At 67.8% G+C, this 17,226-nt stretch carries 17 protein-coding genes and 3 pseudogenes; 12 read left to right on the forward strand and 8 right to left on the reverse strand.

Features of this window, described 5'->3' with window-relative positions:
- Window positions 1-239 precede the first annotated feature (239 nt).
- Window positions 240-1,043 (forward strand): collagen binding domain-containing protein, encoded by an 804-nt coding sequence (locus ACIO9J_RS41805; RefSeq protein WP_402010788.1) that lies wholly within the window; start codon window positions 240-242, stop codon window positions 1,041-1,043.
- A 65-nt stretch (window positions 1,044-1,108) separates the two neighbouring features.
- Here the strand turns inward: ACIO9J_RS41805 and ACIO9J_RS41810 are convergent.
- Window positions 1,109-2,169: pseudogene (locus ACIO9J_RS41810) on the reverse strand (UvrD-helicase domain-containing protein); the annotation flags it as partial.
- Window positions 2,170-2,588: 419 nt separating this feature from the next.
- On the opposite strand from ACIO9J_RS41810, the gene ACIO9J_RS41815 reads away from it, so the two are divergent.
- From ACIO9J_RS41815 to ACIO9J_RS41830, 4 genes and pseudogenes are all read left to right on the forward strand, one after another.
- The gene (locus ACIO9J_RS41815; protein ID WP_402010790.1) at window positions 2,589-2,711 is read left to right on the forward strand and encodes a hypothetical protein; all 123 of its coding nucleotides are present in this window, start codon (window positions 2,589-2,591) and stop codon (window positions 2,709-2,711) included.
- A 9-nt stretch (window positions 2,712-2,720) separates the two neighbouring features.
- Window positions 2,721-3,047, forward strand: a complete 327-nt coding sequence (locus tag ACIO9J_RS41820) for a hypothetical protein (RefSeq protein ID WP_402010791.1) — start codon at window positions 2,721-2,723, stop codon at window positions 3,045-3,047.
- Between the two features lie 113 nt (window positions 3,048-3,160).
- On the forward strand, window positions 3,161-3,868 hold the full coding sequence (locus ACIO9J_RS41825; RefSeq protein WP_402010793.1) for a class I SAM-dependent methyltransferase: 708 nt from the start codon (window positions 3,161-3,163) through the stop codon (window positions 3,866-3,868).
- Between the two features lie 33 nt (window positions 3,869-3,901).
- A pseudogene (locus ACIO9J_RS41830) lies at window positions 3,902-4,174 on the forward strand (Tn3 family transposase); the annotation flags it as partial.
- 60 nt (window positions 4,175-4,234) lie between these two features.
- Here the strand turns inward: ACIO9J_RS41830 and ACIO9J_RS41835 are convergent.
- The gene (locus tag ACIO9J_RS41835; protein ID WP_402010795.1) at window positions 4,235-4,930 is read right to left on the reverse strand and encodes a hypothetical protein; all 696 of its coding nucleotides are present in this window, start codon (window positions 4,928-4,930) and stop codon (window positions 4,235-4,237) included.
- 244 nt (window positions 4,931-5,174) lie between these two features.
- Here ACIO9J_RS41835 and ACIO9J_RS41840 point away from each other — a divergent pair, with 244 nt between their 5' ends.
- From ACIO9J_RS41840 to ACIO9J_RS41855, 4 genes are all read left to right on the forward strand, one after another.
- Complete coding sequence (locus ACIO9J_RS41840; protein WP_402010797.1) at window positions 5,175-5,411, forward strand: hypothetical protein; 237 nt, start codon at window positions 5,175-5,177, stop codon at window positions 5,409-5,411.
- On the forward strand, window positions 5,402-5,845 hold the full coding sequence (locus ACIO9J_RS41845) for a hypothetical protein (protein ID WP_402010799.1): 444 nt from the start codon (window positions 5,402-5,404) through the stop codon (window positions 5,843-5,845). Before ACIO9J_RS41840 ends, ACIO9J_RS41845 begins: the two co-directional genes overlap by 10 nt.
- Window positions 5,846-5,954: 109 nt before the next feature.
- The gene (locus tag ACIO9J_RS41850; RefSeq protein WP_402010800.1) at window positions 5,955-6,290 is read left to right on the forward strand and encodes a pentapeptide repeat-containing protein; all 336 of its coding nucleotides are present in this window, start codon (window positions 5,955-5,957) and stop codon (window positions 6,288-6,290) included.
- Between the two features lie 38 nt (window positions 6,291-6,328).
- The gene (locus tag ACIO9J_RS41855) at window positions 6,329-6,802 is read left to right on the forward strand and encodes a hypothetical protein (protein WP_402010802.1); all 474 of its coding nucleotides are present in this window, start codon (window positions 6,329-6,331) and stop codon (window positions 6,800-6,802) included.
- 37 nt (window positions 6,803-6,839) lie between these two features.
- On the opposite strand, the pseudogene ACIO9J_RS41860 reads toward ACIO9J_RS41855, so the two are convergent.
- The 4 genes and pseudogenes from ACIO9J_RS41860 to ACIO9J_RS41875 all read right to left on the reverse strand — a co-directional run bounded on the left by ACIO9J_RS41860 (window position 6,840) and on the right by ACIO9J_RS41875 (window position 9,413).
- Window positions 6,840-8,374: pseudogene (locus tag ACIO9J_RS41860) on the reverse strand (ISKra4 family transposase).
- 67 nt (window positions 8,375-8,441) lie between these two features.
- A complete protein-coding gene (locus ACIO9J_RS41865) occupies window positions 8,442-8,684 on the reverse strand; it encodes a hypothetical protein (RefSeq protein WP_402010804.1) in 243 nt (80 codons plus the stop codon).
- A 9-nt stretch (window positions 8,685-8,693) separates the two neighbouring features.
- Window positions 8,694-8,978, reverse strand: coding sequence for a hypothetical protein (locus ACIO9J_RS41870; protein ID WP_402010805.1), 285 nt, complete (start codon window positions 8,976-8,978; stop codon window positions 8,694-8,696).
- Between the two features lie 273 nt (window positions 8,979-9,251).
- Window positions 9,252-9,413: a hypothetical protein gene (locus tag ACIO9J_RS41875; RefSeq protein WP_402010807.1), complete on the reverse strand. Its 162-nt coding sequence runs from the start codon at window positions 9,411-9,413 to the stop codon at window positions 9,252-9,254.
- Between the two features lie 1,164 nt (window positions 9,414-10,577).
- Here ACIO9J_RS41875 and ACIO9J_RS41880 point away from each other — a divergent pair.
- The 3 genes from ACIO9J_RS41880 to ACIO9J_RS41890 all read left to right on the forward strand — a co-directional run bounded on the left by ACIO9J_RS41880 (window position 10,578) and on the right by ACIO9J_RS41890 (window position 13,962).
- On the forward strand, window positions 10,578-11,237 hold the full coding sequence (locus tag ACIO9J_RS41880; protein WP_402010808.1) for an RHS repeat-associated core domain-containing protein: 660 nt from the start codon (window positions 10,578-10,580) through the stop codon (window positions 11,235-11,237).
- 1,166 nt (window positions 11,238-12,403) lie between these two features.
- Entirely contained in the window at window positions 12,404-12,979 is a 576-nt protein-coding gene (locus ACIO9J_RS41885; RefSeq protein WP_402010810.1) for an RNA polymerase sigma factor, read from the forward strand.
- Window positions 12,976-13,962 carry a hypothetical protein gene (locus ACIO9J_RS41890; RefSeq protein WP_402010812.1) on the forward strand — a complete coding sequence of 329 codons (987 nt, stop codon included), beginning with the start codon at window positions 12,976-12,978 and terminating at the stop codon, window positions 13,960-13,962. The genes ACIO9J_RS41885 and ACIO9J_RS41890 overlap by 4 nt, the downstream gene beginning before the upstream one ends.
- 454 nt (window positions 13,963-14,416) lie before the next feature.
- On the opposite strand, the gene ACIO9J_RS41895 is transcribed toward ACIO9J_RS41890, so the two are convergent.
- Together ACIO9J_RS41895 and ACIO9J_RS41900 are read right to left on the reverse strand one after the other, a co-directional pair.
- Window positions 14,417-15,658: a hypothetical protein gene (locus ACIO9J_RS41895; protein WP_402010814.1), complete on the reverse strand. Its 1,242-nt coding sequence runs from the start codon at window positions 15,656-15,658 to the stop codon at window positions 14,417-14,419.
- 136 nt (window positions 15,659-15,794) lie between these two features.
- On the reverse strand, window positions 15,795-17,021 hold the full coding sequence (locus ACIO9J_RS41900) for an IS110 family transposase (RefSeq protein WP_402010816.1): 1,227 nt from the start codon (window positions 17,019-17,021) through the stop codon (window positions 15,795-15,797).
- Between the last annotated feature and the right edge of the window lie 205 nt (window positions 17,022-17,226).

Here is a 17,226-nt window from a genome sequence, read left to right on the forward strand (position 1 = left end):
GGGGCCTGGGGGGTGTGTGGGGGGGGTGGTGGGGTGGCAAAAACACGCCCCAAACACCCCACCCCCCCGGGGGGCGCCCGCCCCCGGGGGGGGGGGGGGGCCCCGGGGGGGCCCCCCCCCACGGCTCCGACCTCTTCGCGGCAACGGGAAGTGAGAGAAAGGGTGTTCACCTACCAATGAACTTCTTGGGTCGCTTACCGCGTTTCCTTCGCAGGCTATGGCCAGGACGCCGCTGCCGCGTGCCCACCGGCGCGTTCCCCGGGCAGCGCCGCTTCTTCAGTGCCCGTACCCGCGAAGTCAGCGGTCAGGTGGTGAGGGACGGCGGCCCTCCGATCGCCCGGGCGCGGCTGGCGCTCATCGACGCATCGGGCCAGGCCGCTTCCCGCGGCACCGCGGACCGGCGCGGTCACTTCCGGCTGCGGGCCCCGAAGGCCGGACGCTACCTCCTCGTCGTCGGCGCCACGGGCTACTTCCCCCAGACCCTGAGCATCACGGACCACGGCCGGCTGGCCTCGGGCATCGCGCTCATCGCCGTGGCTAGCATCGGCGGTACCGTACGCGAGGAGTCCCTGCGCAGCCCCATTTCCGACGCCATCGTCGTCTTGGCCCGAAGCGACGGCGCCGTACTGCACGCGGCCTGCACCGGCCCGAGCGGCAGGTACGGGTTCACCGCGCTGCACGCAGGGACCTACCTCCTCATCACCGAACACCGACTGCACCGGCCCACGACCCGTCCGGTACACGTCACCGCCTATACCACCGAAGTCGAGGACATCACCCTGGCGCACCGGCTGGTCTCCGTGGACGGCGTCGTGCGCCGCAAGGACGGCACACCGGCGGCCGGTGTCCACGTCACCCTCATCGACGACGTCGGCTTCTGGCTGGCCGCCCACGCGAGTCCCTCGGGGCACTTCGCCTTCACCGCCGTCCCCGCGGGGGAATACACACTGACCGTCTCGGGCTCTCCCAGCATTCGGCGGAGACTGACGCTCGACCTCGACGCCAGAGGGTTTGACATCGTTCTCGACGCAGCACCGCACTAGTGACCTGAGTTCGTAATGCGCCGACAGAAACGGGCGAGGGTCTGTCCAGTCAAATCGACACACCCTCAAGAGGTCGGTGCGGGGTTATCAGGATGCTGGTTGATCCACGCCAGGCCCGCAGGGTCGAGGTGGTGGCGGGCTCGGGTGACGGCGACGTAGGCGAGGCGTGCCTCGTCCGGATCGATGGGGCCGGGCACCGGGCGGCCGGTGGCGTCGTGTTCGTCGGTGTCGGGGGGCGGGGTGAAGTCGGGGGCGATGCGGACGTGGGGCCATTCGCGGCCTTTGGCTTTGTGGACGGTGGAGACGGTGACCTGGGCGTGGAGTTCGGGGACGAGGCGTTCGACGGCATGAAGGATGGCGTCGGGTCCGTGTTCGTCGACGAGGTTGGCGAAGGGCTGGAGGTCGGCGCCGGCGGGGTCGAGTTCGGCGTAGTCGCGCAGGGCGGGCCAGGTGGTGAACAGCACGAGTTCGGGGTGGTGGGTGCGCCGTCCCTGGATGAGGTCGCGGGCTGCCTGGGCGAGTGCACTCAGGGCGTCTCCTCCCCCGGCCAGCGCGCTGGGAACACCGGTCTTGAGGAGGGTGAGGATTTCGGTGACGGCGCCGGGGTGGCCGGTGTGCGGGCCGATGGTGGTGGGGATGTCGGTGCTTCCGGTGAGGCGGATGGGGGCGCCGGAGAGGGTGAGCCAGCGGTTGGCTTCGGTGGTGAGGTGGGGGCCGAAGCGGAAGGAGCGGGTGAGGGTGAGGTGGTGGCCCTTGAAGCCGGTCATGACGTCGCGGGCGCCGCGCCAGTCGTAGACGGCCTGGCGGAGTCGCCGACCATGACGATCTGAGTGCGGTCCTTTTGGGCCAGAACGATGTGTTCGAGGACGGGGTTGGTGTCCTGGGCCTCGTACAGCAGCAGGTAGTCGGCGTGCAGGACGGGTTCGGTCAGGGCCCACATCTTCAGGTAGTGGTCGTGTTCGAAGCAGACCGTGCCCGCGTCGGGGTTTTGCAGGTCGTCCCAGGCTTTCGCGGCGTAGGGCAGGAGGAGGTCGGCGAGTTCGGTGTGGGCTTCGTCGCTGTCGAGGCCACGTAGGTGCGGCACGTGGTGGTGGGCCAGGTCCGAATCGGCGGACTGGCAGTAGCGGGGTGTGAAGGCACGCCGACTTCCAGCGCGGCGCGGTGGATCAGGGCCAGGTCGATGATGCGGGTGCGGCGTTCCAGGCGGGAGAGGGTGGCCGGTGAGCAGCCGATCCGGCTGCCGAGGTGGACCAGGGTCCAGGCGTGGTGTTCGCGGCCGAGCCGGATGAGCGCGCCGGGGAGCCGCTGTGCGGCCAGCGTGCGGGCGCGTGTGCTGTTCCACAGCGGGTCAACGGGCATCGGGCCCTCCCACACCGCGCGGCCGGGGGCTTTCACGGTACGAGGGTCGGGCTCCGCCATCGAGTCTGCTTGCGTGATGTGCAAACGCCTTGCACAGAAGGGCAGTTGACCACGGCATAACGCCGAGGGGCGGCGTGCTGGGAGCACGGCCCCCATCGGCGGGGCACCGAGCATTTCGGAGGCATCATGGCCACTGCCGTCGTATCTCCCACGGCCCGCTCCAGCGGCCCGGTCCGCCGGGCGCGCGAGGCCGTCCCGGCCGCACTGTGGGAGAAGCAGATCGGGCTCCTCGTGCGCGACTACCCCTAGGACTCGGTCATGGCCGCCCGGGTCCTGGACCAGGCGTACGCCTACCTGCTGACCGCGATGGGACACCGCGGCGAGGCCCTCGGGCTCGCCCCCAGCACGCTGGTCGACATCGGCGTCCACACCGTCATCCTGGACACCGTCGCCTACGCCGAGCTGTGCGCGCAGCACAACGGCGGGCACTTCCTGCACCACGTTCCCGAGGTCGAGTTCAAGGACGACGGCTCCGTGATGCGGACGGCGCACCTGATCGCCGCCGACGGGTGGGAGGTGGATGTGCCGCTGTGGGCCGATGCCGCGCCCTGCGGCCCCTGCCATCCTGGCAGCGACTCGCACTGACCTCGCACACCGTCCGCTCGCGGGTCCCGGCCGGGCCGGGGCCCGCGAGCTCGACCGGGTGAGGTTGCGCGGACCCGGCCCGCGGCCGGGGCACAGCGGGCACGATCGGGCGGGTGAGCACTGCCGCCCCTGACCTCTGGCACCACTACGGCCGCACGCGTGCCGCCACCGACCAGCGCGTTCCGGACGCATTTCACTGGACGTGGAGCCAGGACTGCGGGCCCGGCCCGGACATTCTGGGCGACCTGGCCGGCCGGTGTGTCGGCGACCTCGGCGCCGGCGCCGCACGGCACGCCGCCTACCTGGCCGTCCGGCACCGCGCGGCCCAGGTCATCGCGGTGGATGCCTCACCCGCCCAACACGCGATGGCCACCTCCCTGTTCGGCCACCTCGCACCCCGCCTGCGCATCGTGCACTGCGACGTCGTGGACCACCTGCGGGCCGCGACCGGCACCTACGACGTGCTCTACAGCGTCTTCGGCGCCATCGACTTCGTCCCGCCGGGCGAACTGCTGCCCGCGGCGGCCGCAGCCCTGCGCCCCGGCGGACAGCTGGTCTTCTCCACACTGGCGCACTACCTGGACGGCGCCCCCGCCCAGAGTGACGTGCAGTGCGCCGAGATCCCGGCGAAGACCCCCGACGGCCAGGCGAGCACGATGCCCCGCTGGGTCCTTCAGGAACAGGTCTGGACGAAAGCCCTCCGCGAGGCCGGCTTCACCACCATCAGCACTCAGGAACTCCTCGCCCCCTGCCCGGGCCCGCGTACCGCCCGCACCCTGCTCGTCCAAGCACGAACCACCGGATTCTGCTGCACTGAATGACCGTCGACCGCCTCACGCAGATGCACTTCCGCGCTCTCCGAGACGAGCGTCCGGTACGGCAAGCCGGGCGGCATCGCCTACCACCACGTCTCGGACACCTACATCGCGCTGTTCACGCACGTCATCCCGTTCGGCGTGTGGGAGGCCGTATACATCATCGAGGGCCTGCTGAAGAACACGAGCGAAGTGCAGCCGACCGCGGTGCACGCGGATACGCAGGGCCAGAGTTTCCCTGTCTTCGCGCTCGCCCACCTGCTGGGCTTCGACCTGATGCCCAGGAGGAGCCCACAAGTTCGGGATTACCGAAGGGTTTTCGGGAAGGAACTTGAGGTGTAACCGTACTGCCGTTGCTCCGGTCGGCGTTCTCTAGTGGCCGCGGTTCAGCAGGAGGTGGGATGCCGGGCGGCATGGCCTGCCGATATCGGTGCATCGCCTCTCGAAGTCTGGTGGGAGCCAGCCGCGTCCCAGCAGTCGGGGATGGGCGGGGAAGGCTGCGACAGCGGCCAGGACGAACAGCAGGGACGCCCAGGGAGTGTGGAGCTGGACTGTCGTCTGCCGTCCGTTGTGGATGTCGCGGAAGCTGGTCTGGAAGACCTCGGGTGCGACGAGGTCAATCGCGTCCAGGCCGCTCCAGGCGAGGTCAAGTGGGCACTTCGGGTGTCCGAAGTAGACCTTGCGCGTGGTGACGGTGATTTCGCCGGATCCGTTCACCACCCAGCGCGGTTGCGCGTCGTTCGCTGCAGCGCGGCGGCGGGCGGAGTTACCGAGGGCCGAGCCGGCCATGCTGCCGAGTACGAATGTGGGACTGCCGAACGCAACGACGCTTCGGTGCATGTAGCTGCCGTCGCCCAGCGCCCGCCAGGTCAAACGCGTTGCGGGACCGACGGCGAGTGCGCGTTCTCCGGGCTCGAGCCGGGCGACGGTGGTGACCAGCGGACGCTGCTCCAGCCGGCCTTCGGCCAGATCGGAAATGATGTCGCACGAGACCCATAGGTACTCGTCGAGCCATGACCATCCCGGCTGTTTCTCCATGCCGGAGGCAGGGGCGTAAGGGTTGTTCACTGTCTCTCCATTCCCCGGTGCTGATGCGCCATCAACTTCATTCGAATCACGCCCACTTTACTGAGGTGCCTCTGCACTCACGAGGGCGTTGGTTTGGCCGCGCTGGTGGCAGTGGCCCGGTGCCGGAGCGGCCTAACGGGAGAAAACGGTTAACCGTCTCGAGGCGTACGCCTACTGCTAAAGGCGCTGTAGGCCGGGACCCCTCGCTACGCTCTTTCTCCATCCCACGGAAGGTGCCTCCTTCATGCCGCTGAATGTGCCGGTGACCCTAGCCCTGTCCTCGGCGGAGCGCGCCTTCACGGTGCACAGCGACCGCCAGCGGTGGAACGCCGGGCAACTCGCCGCCGCGCCGGACGGCCGCGCCGCGCTGGAGGCCGCAGTGCGCGCGGGCGTCCGTACAGCGGCATCCACCTGCGTCTACGCCGGGCTCTCCGAAGCCGACATCGACATCGACGAGCGTCCGGACGGTCGGTGGCGGTAACAGGCCGCGTGCTGTGCGACGAGGCGGTCTGTCATGACGCGGCGACGCGCCACCACTTCGACGCGGCCGAGGAGGTCGAGGCCAGGGCCGCCGCCCACTGGGTCGCGCAAAAGGAACGGAGGGCCGCCGGGGAGTTCGACGTGGCGCTGAAGCCTCTCCGGGCGGGCCGTGACCGGCGGCAACGCCGCACAACGTTGCTCCTGATAATGGCCGGATGGCTCTGCATGGCCGCCGGTGCGGGCATGAGCCAGTACGACTACCACCGCCCCGAGTTCGTCCGCGGCACCGGTATCGCGGTGTGGATCGGTGAGAACGCCGACGCGGTCTGCAACCACCTGGCTCTGCCTGCAGTCGTCGTCGGAGGCCTCCTCACCCTCGTGGGCTTCGGCCGCTTCGCCAGCACTCCGTCGGGTCGTGCCACACGCTCATCCTGACGTGTCGACTGCTGCGCTACCTGATGAGCCGCAGCCGCCGCTTCAGGGCTCTGCGATCGGGACGCGCCGTTTGACCGTAGCCGAGCCTGGCCGCAGCTCAGTCGTGCCCATGCTGCGGGAGCATCCACGCCCGCATCCGTGGCAGCGGCGACGAAGGCATGAACCGGCAGTCGGGCCTCGCCACACACCCACCGCGACGGGACTGAGCACTCGCCTGGGAGCCAACCTGAGCGAATCGCACCTGGTCGCCAGGCATCTGGTCAAGGCGCTGCTGTTCAGCACGACCCTCCGCGCCGCGGACTTGTCCGGCGCGGCCCTGAGCGAAGCGAACCTGACCAACGCGAGACTCACCAGCGCGAAACTGCGCGACGTGAACCTGATCGTGGCGGACCTGACCGACGCGGACCTGACCGAGGCGAACTTGGATGGGTGTAGCTCCCTCTGAGGGAAGAACTTGAAGGCTCGCCGTGACAGCATGCGCGCATGAACTTCGAGTTGGTCCCGCCGATAGGCATCGGTTCTCTTGTGATCGGCATGTCGCGCGAGGCCGCGAACAGCGCACTGGAGTCCCTGCGTGACATGAGGGAGCTCGCCGCTGCCGATCGGGCGGGGCAGCACATCTTCCGGCCCAGCGGCCTGATGATCAGCATCGGGTGCATGCGCAACCGTCTGGAATCCGTTGAGTTGGGACGCCCGTCGGCCTCTTCGGACGTCGTGCTCTTCCGCGGTATCGACGTCTTCGGCCTGCCAGCCCGTGAGGTCGTGAGCCGGATGGCCGAGATCACCGCTATCGAACCCGACGAGGACGATCCTGCATCCTTCGTCGCGCGAGACCTGTTGCTCAGCTTTTGGCGCCCTTTCGAAGCCGACGATGAACCAGAGGACGAGCAGGGCTACTACTTCAGCTCGGTGCTGCTGGCCCGGCCCGGCTACTACGACGGCCCTTCCCCAGACTGACCTCCGTGGATCACGCCTTTACCAGAGAGCGTCCTGGTCAAGCGGTGAGGTCGTATTCCTGCCGTTCGGCAGTGGGATAGAGCCGCTCATGTACGCGACCCGAATGAAAACGCCAGTAGTCCTCGAAATCACCGTTTGTGATCAGTGCGCGGAGTTGGAGGACGGCTTCGGCACCGTCGAGTCCCCAGCGGGCACCGGTGATGTCGAGGCGGTCGGCGATCAGATGTCGGCAGGCTCCTTCGACGGCGCCGGTGGCGATCGGCCAGCCCGCCGTGAGGGCGGTGTCGTAGTCGAGTTGGGCGAGGTGCCCGGTGAGGTAACGGTGACAGGTGGTGACCGCTGCGCGGCGGGCCGCGGGAAGCTGTTCGGCCGTGGCCTGTGCGCTCATCTCGGTGGCGGCCCGTGCGGACTATCCTGCGAGGATCGCTGTGAGTTTGTCCGCAGCCCACGTCGCGGCCTCGCGACTGCCGGGCGGATGAAAAGCATGGGCGGCCGTCCAGCAGTACTCCGCGACGTGCACGAAGTCGAGCAGGACGTGAACGCTGGCATCCCGGCGGGCTGCCTCGGCGTGGATCAGGTCGAGTTGGTGACGGGCGCCGTCGACAAGAACGACCCAGTCCCGCAGATGCTGCGGGTCACGGGCCTCCGCCTGCTCGAGGGCATCGGCCACGACCTGCTCCGACGTACGGATCACGGAGGCGGTGCACCATTTCTGCTGCGCCTTCGGGCCACGCCTCACCGGCCGGGTATCAGAGCGTCCGCCGGGCGGATGGATGATGTCGTGCGGCCGACGCGGGGCGGGAACGGTGTCGAAGACGCAGGCCACGGTCGCCATCCGCTTCCGGTTGGGCTTCTCGCCCGGGGCCAGGCGACCACGCCGCCCGGCAGCCGCACTTTTGGCAGCCGCCCGGCGGGTGGCTTCACTCAGGGCCTCGGGTCGCATGACCACTCCCTTGCCGTCGACCTGGATGGCCAACGGCATCTCGCGGGTGCATGGGGCGGGGATCTTCACCGTGTAGTAGGCGGCGAGGTCGACGGCCGCCTCCACGACGAGCTGTTCGAGACGCCGTTTCCCACCACTTTCCCGCAGCGCCGCTCGATTGCCTGCTGGGCCTGGTCGAACGGACCCCGCACCACCTCCACCACGGCAAGCCTGCGCAGTCCCATCGAGTGCCGTCCCGCGGGCAGCGACAGAGCCGAATCCGCCGGATGGACGTTCGCCATTCCGGGGCCCCGATGGGCCACCCTCTCCACGCGCACAAGCCCGAACAGGCAGGCCAGCCAGCGCCCGTGATCCGTCTCCCGCCACGGACGCGGGTATCCGTCCGGACCGGACACTGCCGGATGCAGACCGGACCGTACTGCTTCCTTCTCCGTGCGGGCCCGCAGGTCCAGGTGGTCCTGGAAGAGCTGCCGCAGCAACTCCCGGCCCTCGTGTTCCAGGTGTTCTTCGAGTGCGGCGTGCGTCCATGAGGCGGCAGGTCCGCCTGACAGGGTGCGTATCAGCGATTCGAAGGCACTGACCGAGCGGGCAAACAGGTCAGCACCCGTGTGAGAGGCATACGGTTCCATCCCGGGGCTCTTCTCGTGCTGGGTCGATTGGGTGGCACCTTCGACTGTAGAGAGAAGAGCCCCGCCTCTACTCGGAGTTGGACGAGGATCCCGCCCGGCCACGGGCCGGCGTGAACAGCCCCGGTTCGTCCTCGTCCAGCCAGCCCCGCTCGACCAGCCGCTTCAGCTTCGAGCGGGTGCCCTCGATCTTCCCGACCTGCGCGGGCAATCCGATCCGCGGAACGATCTGCTTGGCCCGTACCGGCCCCGGAGCATCCGCGACCACCTCCAGAATGTCCTGGTAAACCCGCGGCAGCACCTTCACGTCCATCCCTGGCTGTCACTTCGGCACCGCCAGAACCCCCACCACCCGCCGTTCCGCACCCGCGTACGGCGACGGCACCTGACCACCGTCCAGTCTTTCGACCTCGGGCTCCGCGTCCGAAGCCACCGAGATCTCAGCCATCACCTTGGCCACCGTCTCACGCGTGACCCGCAACCGCTCCAGCCCCTCCCGGGCCTGCCCCAACTGCGCTGAAACAAGAGCGAGTTCCTCCTCTAGCCCTTCCACCCGCACACGGGCAGCCGCCTCCCGAGCCTTCAACTCCTCAAACAGCGAACCCATCCGACACCCCCTCCACCACCACGGTAGAGACGGACAGCGGCAAGCACACCCCAACCGGCGTTACCCCAGCTCAACGCTCCACTTCAGAAGAGCCGCACCCAACTGAGTTCCCGCCTGGCTCGCGGGGAGATCCCGTCGTGATCGAGGAGCCGGGCGGTGTGCGCAGCGAGCTTGTCAGCGAGGACGGGGTCTGCCAGGGGGAGCCACCGGTTGGTAGTGAGGAGGGCCCAGAGCGAGTGAACAGTGAACGTAGACGTCTATGTACGCCGGAGCTTACTGAAGGCCGGTGGCGAGGCCCCGAAGGAACCGTACGGGCTCCCAGTTGGTTGGGCCGTGCCGCATGAAACCGTCGTCCGGCTCCGGCTCGCTGATCGAACCGAACCCGTAGGCCCAGTAGTTGAGGTTCGCGATCTCGGCGGAATCGTCGTTCGCCAAGCCTCGCTCCATGAAGTCGAGCAGCGGTTGACGGTCACCGAGCCGTACCAGTGCGGCGGCTGTTGACCTTGCGGTGGCCAGTGCGGGGTCCAGCCGCGGGCGGAGATCAGGTCGCGGCGGCTGTGTAGCGCGTGCACCATCCACGACGTCGCCTCGGAGCCGCGGTCGCAGGAGCAGAGGTAGAGGGTCTGGCGGTGTAGCAGCAGGCCGCCGTCTCCGGCGCGCAACGCGGATTCGGCAGTCTCCCGGAGGTGCGCGAAAAAGACGTCGCGGTCGGACGTAGGTAAGAGCGGGCCTTGGCGACGGGGCCGCGACGCCCCGTCGTCGCTCTGGGAACAAGAGCGCGTGGAGCAGTCCCGTTCAGTGCCCAGGCGATCATGTGAGCCGTATCGCGAGTGTGCACCCAACTCGCGAGGGGGTGAAGGTCGTTGATATCCGCGTCCATCGCCGGGTCGAGAAGGTGAAGGACACCGGGGTCCGCACCGACCGCGAGTAACCTGCGCCGGATGTAGAGAAGGACCCCGGCCTTCACGTTGGCGAGCGGTCGTCGTCCGGTCTCCCAGCCCTGCCAGGTGGCGAGATCGACGCCCATCGCTTCGGCCATGCCGACCTGCGTGCGGATGCTCGTACTCTCCCGGGCGACGCGCAGGACGAACCCGGCGATCGTGCCCACGGTCGCGCGTCCGCGGGCAACTCCCTTCGCGGCCATGCCTCCCCCTGTGCCCTCGGTCCGTCTAACCCGTACCCACAGTCAGTCCTACTGCATCCACCAACGAGACCAAGGGCTCGGCCGTCAACGACAGTTGGCTGTACTGCTACGACAAGGCAGGCAACCTCACCTCACAGGGCCGCAAGACCGGCTGCCCAGGCGGCATCACCTACAGCTACAACGACGCCTCCCAGATCACCGGCAAGGACGGCGACACCAATGGCTGGTCCTATGACAAGGCCGGCAATGAAACGGCCGGCGCCCCGACCGCTGAAACGGCGCGCACTGGCGGGCAGTGGAACGACTTCTCCCAGCTCACCTCGCTCACCCAGGGCGGCAAGGAGTTCAAGGGCCGCTACGCCTCCACCGACCAGTCCGAGCGCACCCAGTTCGGCGACACCAGCTTCCACCACGGCCCGGTCGGCCTCTCCTCCAAGACCACCGCCGGTGTGGATATGAACTTCACCCGTGAGCCGGGCGGCAACCTCAACTCCTTCCGCACCGAAGGCCCGTCGAGGACACAGAGCACGTACTACTACCTCACCGACGCCATCGGCAGCACCAGAGCAGTGGTCGACGACCAAGGCGCGAAGGTCAACAGCTACGACTACAGCCCGCGCGGCGTCACCCGGAACATCAACCAGAAGGTATCGCAGCCCTATCGGTTCGCTGCCGGTTACCAGGACCCCACGCAGCTCTACCACAACGGCGCCCGCTACATGGACCCGCGCACCGGCCGCTTCACCCAGCCTGGCCCCGCGGGCCTGGAAACCAACCCCTACCTGTACGCCTCCGGCGACCCCACCAACATCATCGACCCCAATGGCCTCTGGGGCGTCCCTGGCTGGGTTAAGTCGGCAGGCAGCGCGGTCGTGGGTGTGGCCGTCGGTGCCGCTACCACAGTGGCTGTTGGGACAGCCTGCGGAGCGACAGCGGGCGCGGCATGCCTGTTCGCAGGTGCAGTCACCGGTGCTCTGTGGGGCGGTGCAGCGGGCGCAGGGATGGCTAAGCTCACGGGCGAAAGCGTCACGGGCGGCCTCACCCAGGGCATCGTCGGCGGCGTCATGGCACCGTACATGCCTCAGTGGAGAGGGGCGCCGATACTGACCCCCTGACCGGAAATCCGCCGTGCTGTGTCGCCCACTGGCCAGGAGGTGACACAGCACGGCGTCCCCGCAGCCAGATCCAAGGAAACGCTCAAGGGAACGGAATGAACCCCGTGGCCAGAGTCATTGCGATCACTATCGCCCGGCTGTCTGCGTCCGCTCTTGCCGTAGCAGCCATCGCATATCCGCAGGTTGCCGAGTGGGCTCTTCCTGCGTCCGCTGCGTGGTACGCAGGACTTCTCGCCCTGGTGTACGGGACACACCTCGTTCTGCGACGAACGGCGTTCGGCTGCTCGTCCCCGTCCGCAGGAGAGTTGGCCGACTGCCCTACCCGCTACTCACAGAGGAGTTCACCGTCGCGCTCACCGACCACCACCTGCTGATCCAACCACGCTCCCTGTTCTCCGGACGCCCCACAGGAACTCTGCACAGAAGTGAGCAAGCCGCCCTCTACCGGACGAAGCTCCTCATCATCGAGAAGGAATCCGGCACCCGGATAGAGACAGTCGTACCCCTCACCCATCGGCCCGAGGTCGCCCACTGGATGACCATGTGGCAGACCCGCTGAGCCCCCTGGAACCTTGCAAATCTGCCGACGAGCCATGGCCCCGGCGGGCTGGACTGCCGACATGCGGTCGCACGGGCCCTTCTCAACCTCATGCTGAGACGTGAACGAGGAACAGGTCAGGTCCACGGGCCCAGCCAGGGCGGCCCACTGCTACCCACCCCATCGACAGTTCTCGCGATCCATCTCATCGTCATCACCCATAGTGATGAGAAGGGCCCGGGGCGGCCCAGATGCTTCTCCGATGGCTTCGTCAGGTGTGCTGCCCGCTCGCGAAGTCCTGCTTCGCACAGTGCTGCCGGGAGGTTCACGGAACGAGGGCTTCCGCGCTCTCACTCCATAACGGGCTCCTTCATGGCGGGGCGAGAACGTCTTGCGGAAAAGAGGAAGCAATGGATGTTCCAACAGCCGTTGTTACTGCGGTGCCGCTGGTATGTGGAAAGGCATGTGCCGTGCTCGAGCTGTGGCTGCGCTGGCGCATACGACGTATGGAGTACCTCACCGCCGTCGTGCAGAGGGCGGACGGCGCGGGTACGGGGGAAGCGGCTCATCAACACGACCGGCAGCGTGTCATGCGGGTCGGGGCGCCGCCCGAACTCGGGAGGTCGGCATGAACGACCACAACACGAGCGAGGGCAGGGAACCTCCCAGGACCGTCCCAGCCAGCGACAGTCCTTCCGTTCAGCACCGTCATCTGCGGGCCAAGGCGGATGAGGAGTTCGCCGCCTTCTACCGGGAGACCATCCACAAACTGACCGGCTTCCTGATGCAGCACGGTGCCCCGCTTCCCCTCGCCGCGGACATCGCGCAGGACACCATGATCAAGGCCTACCAACGCTGGGGAGGAATCCACCAGCCCAAAGCATGGGTTCACGCCGTTGCCTCACGAGCACTGGTCCGGGCAGCCGCCGACGTACGAGAGAGGCCGCTGGAACAGCCTGAACCCACCTCCCTGCTACCCGCACCAGACGCCTTCGCTCAATGGGAATTGCGCCACGACACCCTGCAGCTGCTGAAAAAACTGCCCTACCGCCAGCGCCAGATCATGGCGTGGACCCTCAGTGGCTACGCCCCGTCAGAGATCGCAGTTCAGTTGCAGCTGACTCCTGAAGCAGTACGGGCAAGCCTGAAAAAGGCACGCCGCGCTCTGGCGCAGCACGCTCCGAACGGAAGGAGGAACGCATGAGCGACAAGCCTCAGAACCCAGACAGCGGGGCGATCCCACCCCGTTGGCTCGCACTCGAGGTGGAGGAGTTCCACCGCCGTCTGATGACCGTCCTGGATATCGAGTCCGGCCTGCGCGAGATTCTCCTGCCGTCCCAGCACGAGGAGTTCGTGGACGGCCTCGCCCACGTCCTCGATGTCGAAGCAGGGCTGGGCGAAGTTCTGGCCCCGAGCCCGCTTCCCGCAGACACCTCATCGGGCAGGGTGTCCCGCATGCACCACCCCGAGGAGGTCGTGGAACTGCTCAGGTCAGTCGATCCACGTATACGCATGCGGGTTCGCACCGCCCCCGACCTCCAACCGCGACAGATGGTCTACTCCCACCTACGCGCCCTGCGTAACGCCCTCGATCGCGCCGCGGTACTCGTAGCCGCAGACGACGAAGCCGCCCATGACACAACAGGCCTCACACCCTCCATGGATGGCATTCTGACCAAAGCACACACCAGTGCTCTGGCTGTCGCCAGCGGCATCAATCGCGTCCGGGACCGCGACCACGCCCTGCGACGCGACCTCGACAGTGGCATCGTCCAGGCCGTCGCGCAGGCCCAGGATGTAGCTCGCCAGCTCACGCAGCTCCGCACCGCGGCCTCTCTGGGCCGCCGCCTCAGCAGCATCAGCCAGCACGCCGGACAGCTCGAGCTCGACTGGCTGGATGTACTGCACCAGTCTCTGACCGCCGTGGCACAACAACCCCTGCCACCCATGACCCCCGTCATGCTGGAGGCCTTCTTGAACGACTTCACTGCATGCGACCTGCGCGGCACCAGCCTGGACCGGACCGCACTGACGGGCGTGCTGTGGTCCGACCGCGGCACGACATGGCCCGCCAGCATCAACACGAGTGCATTGAAAGCACGCTCTGTGGAGAAGCCTGCCGGCAGCGGCATCTACCACGTTCGCTTCAGGACTCCCACCATGCACGATCTGAGCGAACGAGCCTGAGGAGCATGACGGCTCGGCCCACCGTTGGCCATAGCCGGTCTCTAAGAGTCCGTAGCCAGGCATTCTTCTACCGTCGCTCGGCTGCGCGTACCCGGGGTGAACGAACTCTGGGATTCTGCCGCGGAGCCCTGAGACGCGGGCTGCGCGGCGGTCTCCACCACTCACCCGTGGTCTGCAGGCGTCGCAAGCGGACGGTCTGAGAGAAATTCTGTCCGATGATGGGAAGTTCTTGGGTTCGCTCAAGGTAGCTTCCCGAGATCCCGTCCGATCGAGTCGATTGGGCGGGATCTTGCAGTTTTCGGAGGTCTTTTGAGGTCCGGCCGGGGCTGAGTGGCGGTTCCGGGGCCTCGGAGATGCCTTCCGGGAGTGGCCGATGCGGCGGAGCGCGCGGTGGTGTGGCTGCGGGACCGGGAACGTCTCGTGGCGGCGGTTGGTGTGGCTGTTCATTTCCGGATCATCGCGGTGCCTGTGGCGGAGGCCGTCCGGTCGGTGCGGGGACGGGGGGCTCGACAGTGATGGGGTCGGTGTCGTAGCTGGTGGCGGGCAGGTGTTCGCCCTGGGTGGTCTGGCAGAAGACATCAAGGATCATCAGGTTCGCCATGGTGACCATGAGTGCGATCAGCAGGGTCTGGGCGACGCGGCCGTGCGCGAGGCGGTTCTTCGGCTCGGAGATGTCGATCCTGTGGCCCTTGAGGATGCCGTTGACGCCTTCGTTCTGGGATCGGATGCCCGCGAAAGTGCTGGTCCAGGCGTCGGTGAGGTAGGGGAAGTCCTGGCGGAACTTCTCCAGTGTGCCGAGTTCACCTGGGCGAATGGTGATCGACTGCTGACGACAGATATCCGGCAGAAGGTCCGGCTGGGTGGAGGCGACGATCACGGTCGGCCGGGTGGCTGGATGGGTGCTCCGCTGCCGTGGATCAGTGAGATCGAGGGTTCGTGGCGGGCTGTGGGGAGAGTGCCTGCGCGGGCAGTTGACGGTCGGCGAGGTTCCCGCTGCCGGGCAGGCGAGCCGGATCGCCCCGGCCTCGTCGGGACCCTGCTTGAGGTGGACGAAGTACGGCTTGCGGTTGTTGATCCGGATGGCAGTGATCTCTGGCGGATGGCGTGCGACATCGTCATCGAGACGGTGTGTGGCGTTCGCGAGCGTGGCCGGGATGAACGGGCAGGCGAGGGTGCCGTCGATCATGACGGCTCCGCGGTGGGTGCCCTGGATGCCGCGCTGGTTTTGCTTGTAGTCCAGAGCGAGTCGGTATCCCAGCTTGCGGGCGGGCAGGGCGAAGGTCTCGGGACGGGCGTCGGTGTAAAGCCGGTCGACGGCCAAGGTGCCGGTGGGCAGACCAAGAGCGGCCAGCGGCTTCAGCAGAGTGATGGCGTTCATGCCAGTGCGGCGTCCGGGATAGTCGACGACCAGGCCGAGGACGATCTGAGCGATGCGTCCGGGACGGGGCCGGGGCAGGGCGGCCAGCGCGAGGTGGCCGCTGAGACCGAAGGTGGGTTCACTGGAGCCGCCGCTGAAGTGCCACCCCGCGGTGATATCGAGGGATGCGAGCGAGCGTCCTTCGCGGGCGGGCTTGTGCCAGGACGGCAGGGCCGTCGCGTCGATACCGACATCACCCCGCCAGTGCTTCAGTGCGCCGCAGCGGCGGGCGATCTTGACCGTCTCGCGGATCAGCGCGGTGCAGATCCGCTGCAGCACCGTCTTCTTGCGGACATGCCCAGGGTCGTCGTCCTCCCAGGCAGCGGCGAACCGGGCGGCCTCGCTGAGGGGGAGACGGCGCCTGCGATCACAGCGGGCCGGATCGATAGCGGAGACACCTCACGATGCCAACGCGTCAAGCGGCAGTGGCCAGTTCGGTGGGGAATGCGGTGTTCTCGTCGAACAGCTTGTGGTGCTGGAGGCAGTAGTAGAGCTGGCCGATCATGCGGTTGAAGAGGTTGCGCTGGGCGGCTGCGTGCCAGTCGCCGATCTCGCGTCGTCGCCGGTAGTGAGCGTTGGCCCCGGGTGAGCGACGCAGGGCGGCGAAGGCCCAGAGGTATCCGGCGTGGTTGAGCCGGTCATTCTTCACCCACCGCCGCGTGATCGATGACTTCTTGCCGGAAGCCCTGGTGATGGGCGAGGAGCCCGCGTAGGCCTTCAGCCCGCGGGCGTCGGCGAAGCGCGTGTGGTCGTCCCCGATCTCAGCCAGAATCCGGGCGGCGAGCTGGATGCCGAGCCCGGGGAAGCTCGTCAGAATCTCGGCGTCCGGGTGCTGAGGGAACGCCTCTTCCACCGCCTCGGCGAGTTGGTCTGCGGCGGTGCAGGCGGCTTCGAGCTGGACCAGGAGGGCGAGCATCTGCTTGCCCAGCGCGTCTTCGACCAGAGGCGGCTGATGAGCCCACTCGGCGCGGAAGATGTCGCGGAGGCGGTCGGCTTCGGCGGCGATGCCGCGCTGGCGGCCGGCCCGCTTGAGGGCGGCCTGGAGCTGGGAGCGTGTCAGCCGCGCGGCCCGCGCGGGAGTGGGGGCGGCCTTGAGGAGTTCGCGGGCCTCGGGGCGGCACAGGCCGTTGGCCCAGGGGGCGACGGCGTCCAGGGCGGCCGGGTAGTACTCGCGCAGGAGCGAGCGGAGCTGGTTGGCCATCGTCTGCCGGTTCCAGAGCGAGTCCTGCTGGGCGCGGGCGAGGACGGCGATGGCGCGGCCAAGGTCGGAGTCGTCGGGCAGCGGGCGGTGAGCGTGCATGTCGGTGCGCAGGATGTTCGCCAGGACGAGAGCGTCGCCGGGCTCGGACTTCTTGCGTGAGACGGAGTGGCGGTCGCGGTAGCGGGCGGCCGCCATCGGGTTGATCGCATAGACCTTCCGTTTGCCGGTCCGCAGGACCGCAACGAGCAAGCCGCGGGAGGTCTCGATGGCGACCGGTATCGGGTTCTCCTCAGTGTCGCCGTGCTCGGCGAGTAACTCCAGAAGCAGCTCGTAGCCGGTCGCGTCGTCGGTGATGTGCCGTTTGGCCAGTAGCTGGCCGGTGTCGTCGACCAGGGCGACGTCGTGTGTCTTTTCTGCCCAGTCGATGCCGCAGTAGATCAAGGTTCTCTCCCCGGTTGCTCACATGTTTGCGCTGGTCACAAGCGCATGCGGGGCCACGCGTGCTACCTAATCCCAGGCCTCAACCGCAGCAGGGTTGGGCCGACACCTCACTAGTAGTGCTTCGTTAGGTGTGCCGATCTTGCCTGCTCGGGAGCATGCTGCGGGGTATGAGGTTCGGGGAAGTGGAACGGCTCCGGGGTGATTT

This window comes from Streptomyces sp. NPDC087300 (assembly GCF_044744425.1).
Taxonomy (GTDB): Bacteria; Actinomycetota; Actinomycetes; order Streptomycetales; family Streptomycetaceae; genus Streptomyces.

What these genes read in the sequence shown, in the direction of transcription:
- ACIO9J_RS41815 (WP_402010790.1), top strand. Translation starts at nt 2,589, where the DNA reads ATGGCCACTGCCGTCGTATCTCCCACGGCCCGCTCCAGCGGCCCGGTC.
- ACIO9J_RS41820 (WP_402010791.1), top strand. Translation starts at nt 2,721, where the DNA reads ATGGCCGCCCGGGTCCTGGACCAGGCGTACGCCTACCTGCTGACCGCG.
- ACIO9J_RS41840 (WP_402010797.1), top strand. Translation starts at nt 5,175, where the DNA reads ATGCCGCTGAATGTGCCGGTGACCCTAGCCCTGTCCTCGGCGGAGCGC.
- ACIO9J_RS41850 (WP_402010800.1), top strand. Translation starts at nt 5,955, where the DNA reads ATGCTGCGGGAGCATCCACGCCCGCATCCGTGGCAGCGGCGACGAAGG.
- ACIO9J_RS41855 (WP_402010802.1), top strand. Translation starts at nt 6,329, where the DNA reads ATGAACTTCGAGTTGGTCCCGCCGATAGGCATCGGTTCTCTTGTGATC.
- ACIO9J_RS41865 (WP_402010804.1), bottom strand. Translation starts at nt 8,684, where the DNA reads ATGGACGTGAAGGTGCTGCCGCGGGTTTACCAGGACATTCTGGAGGTG.
- ACIO9J_RS41870 (WP_402010805.1), bottom strand. Translation starts at nt 8,978, where the DNA reads ATGGGTTCGCTGTTTGAGGAGTTGAAGGCTCGGGAGGCGGCTGCCCGT.
- ACIO9J_RS41880 (WP_402010808.1), top strand. Translation starts at nt 10,578, where the DNA reads ATGAACTTCACCCGTGAGCCGGGCGGCAACCTCAACTCCTTCCGCACC.
- ACIO9J_RS41885 (WP_402010810.1), top strand. Translation starts at nt 12,404, where the DNA reads ATGAACGACCACAACACGAGCGAGGGCAGGGAACCTCCCAGGACCGTC.
- ACIO9J_RS41890 (WP_402010812.1), top strand. Translation starts at nt 12,976, where the DNA reads ATGAGCGACAAGCCTCAGAACCCAGACAGCGGGGCGATCCCACCCCGT.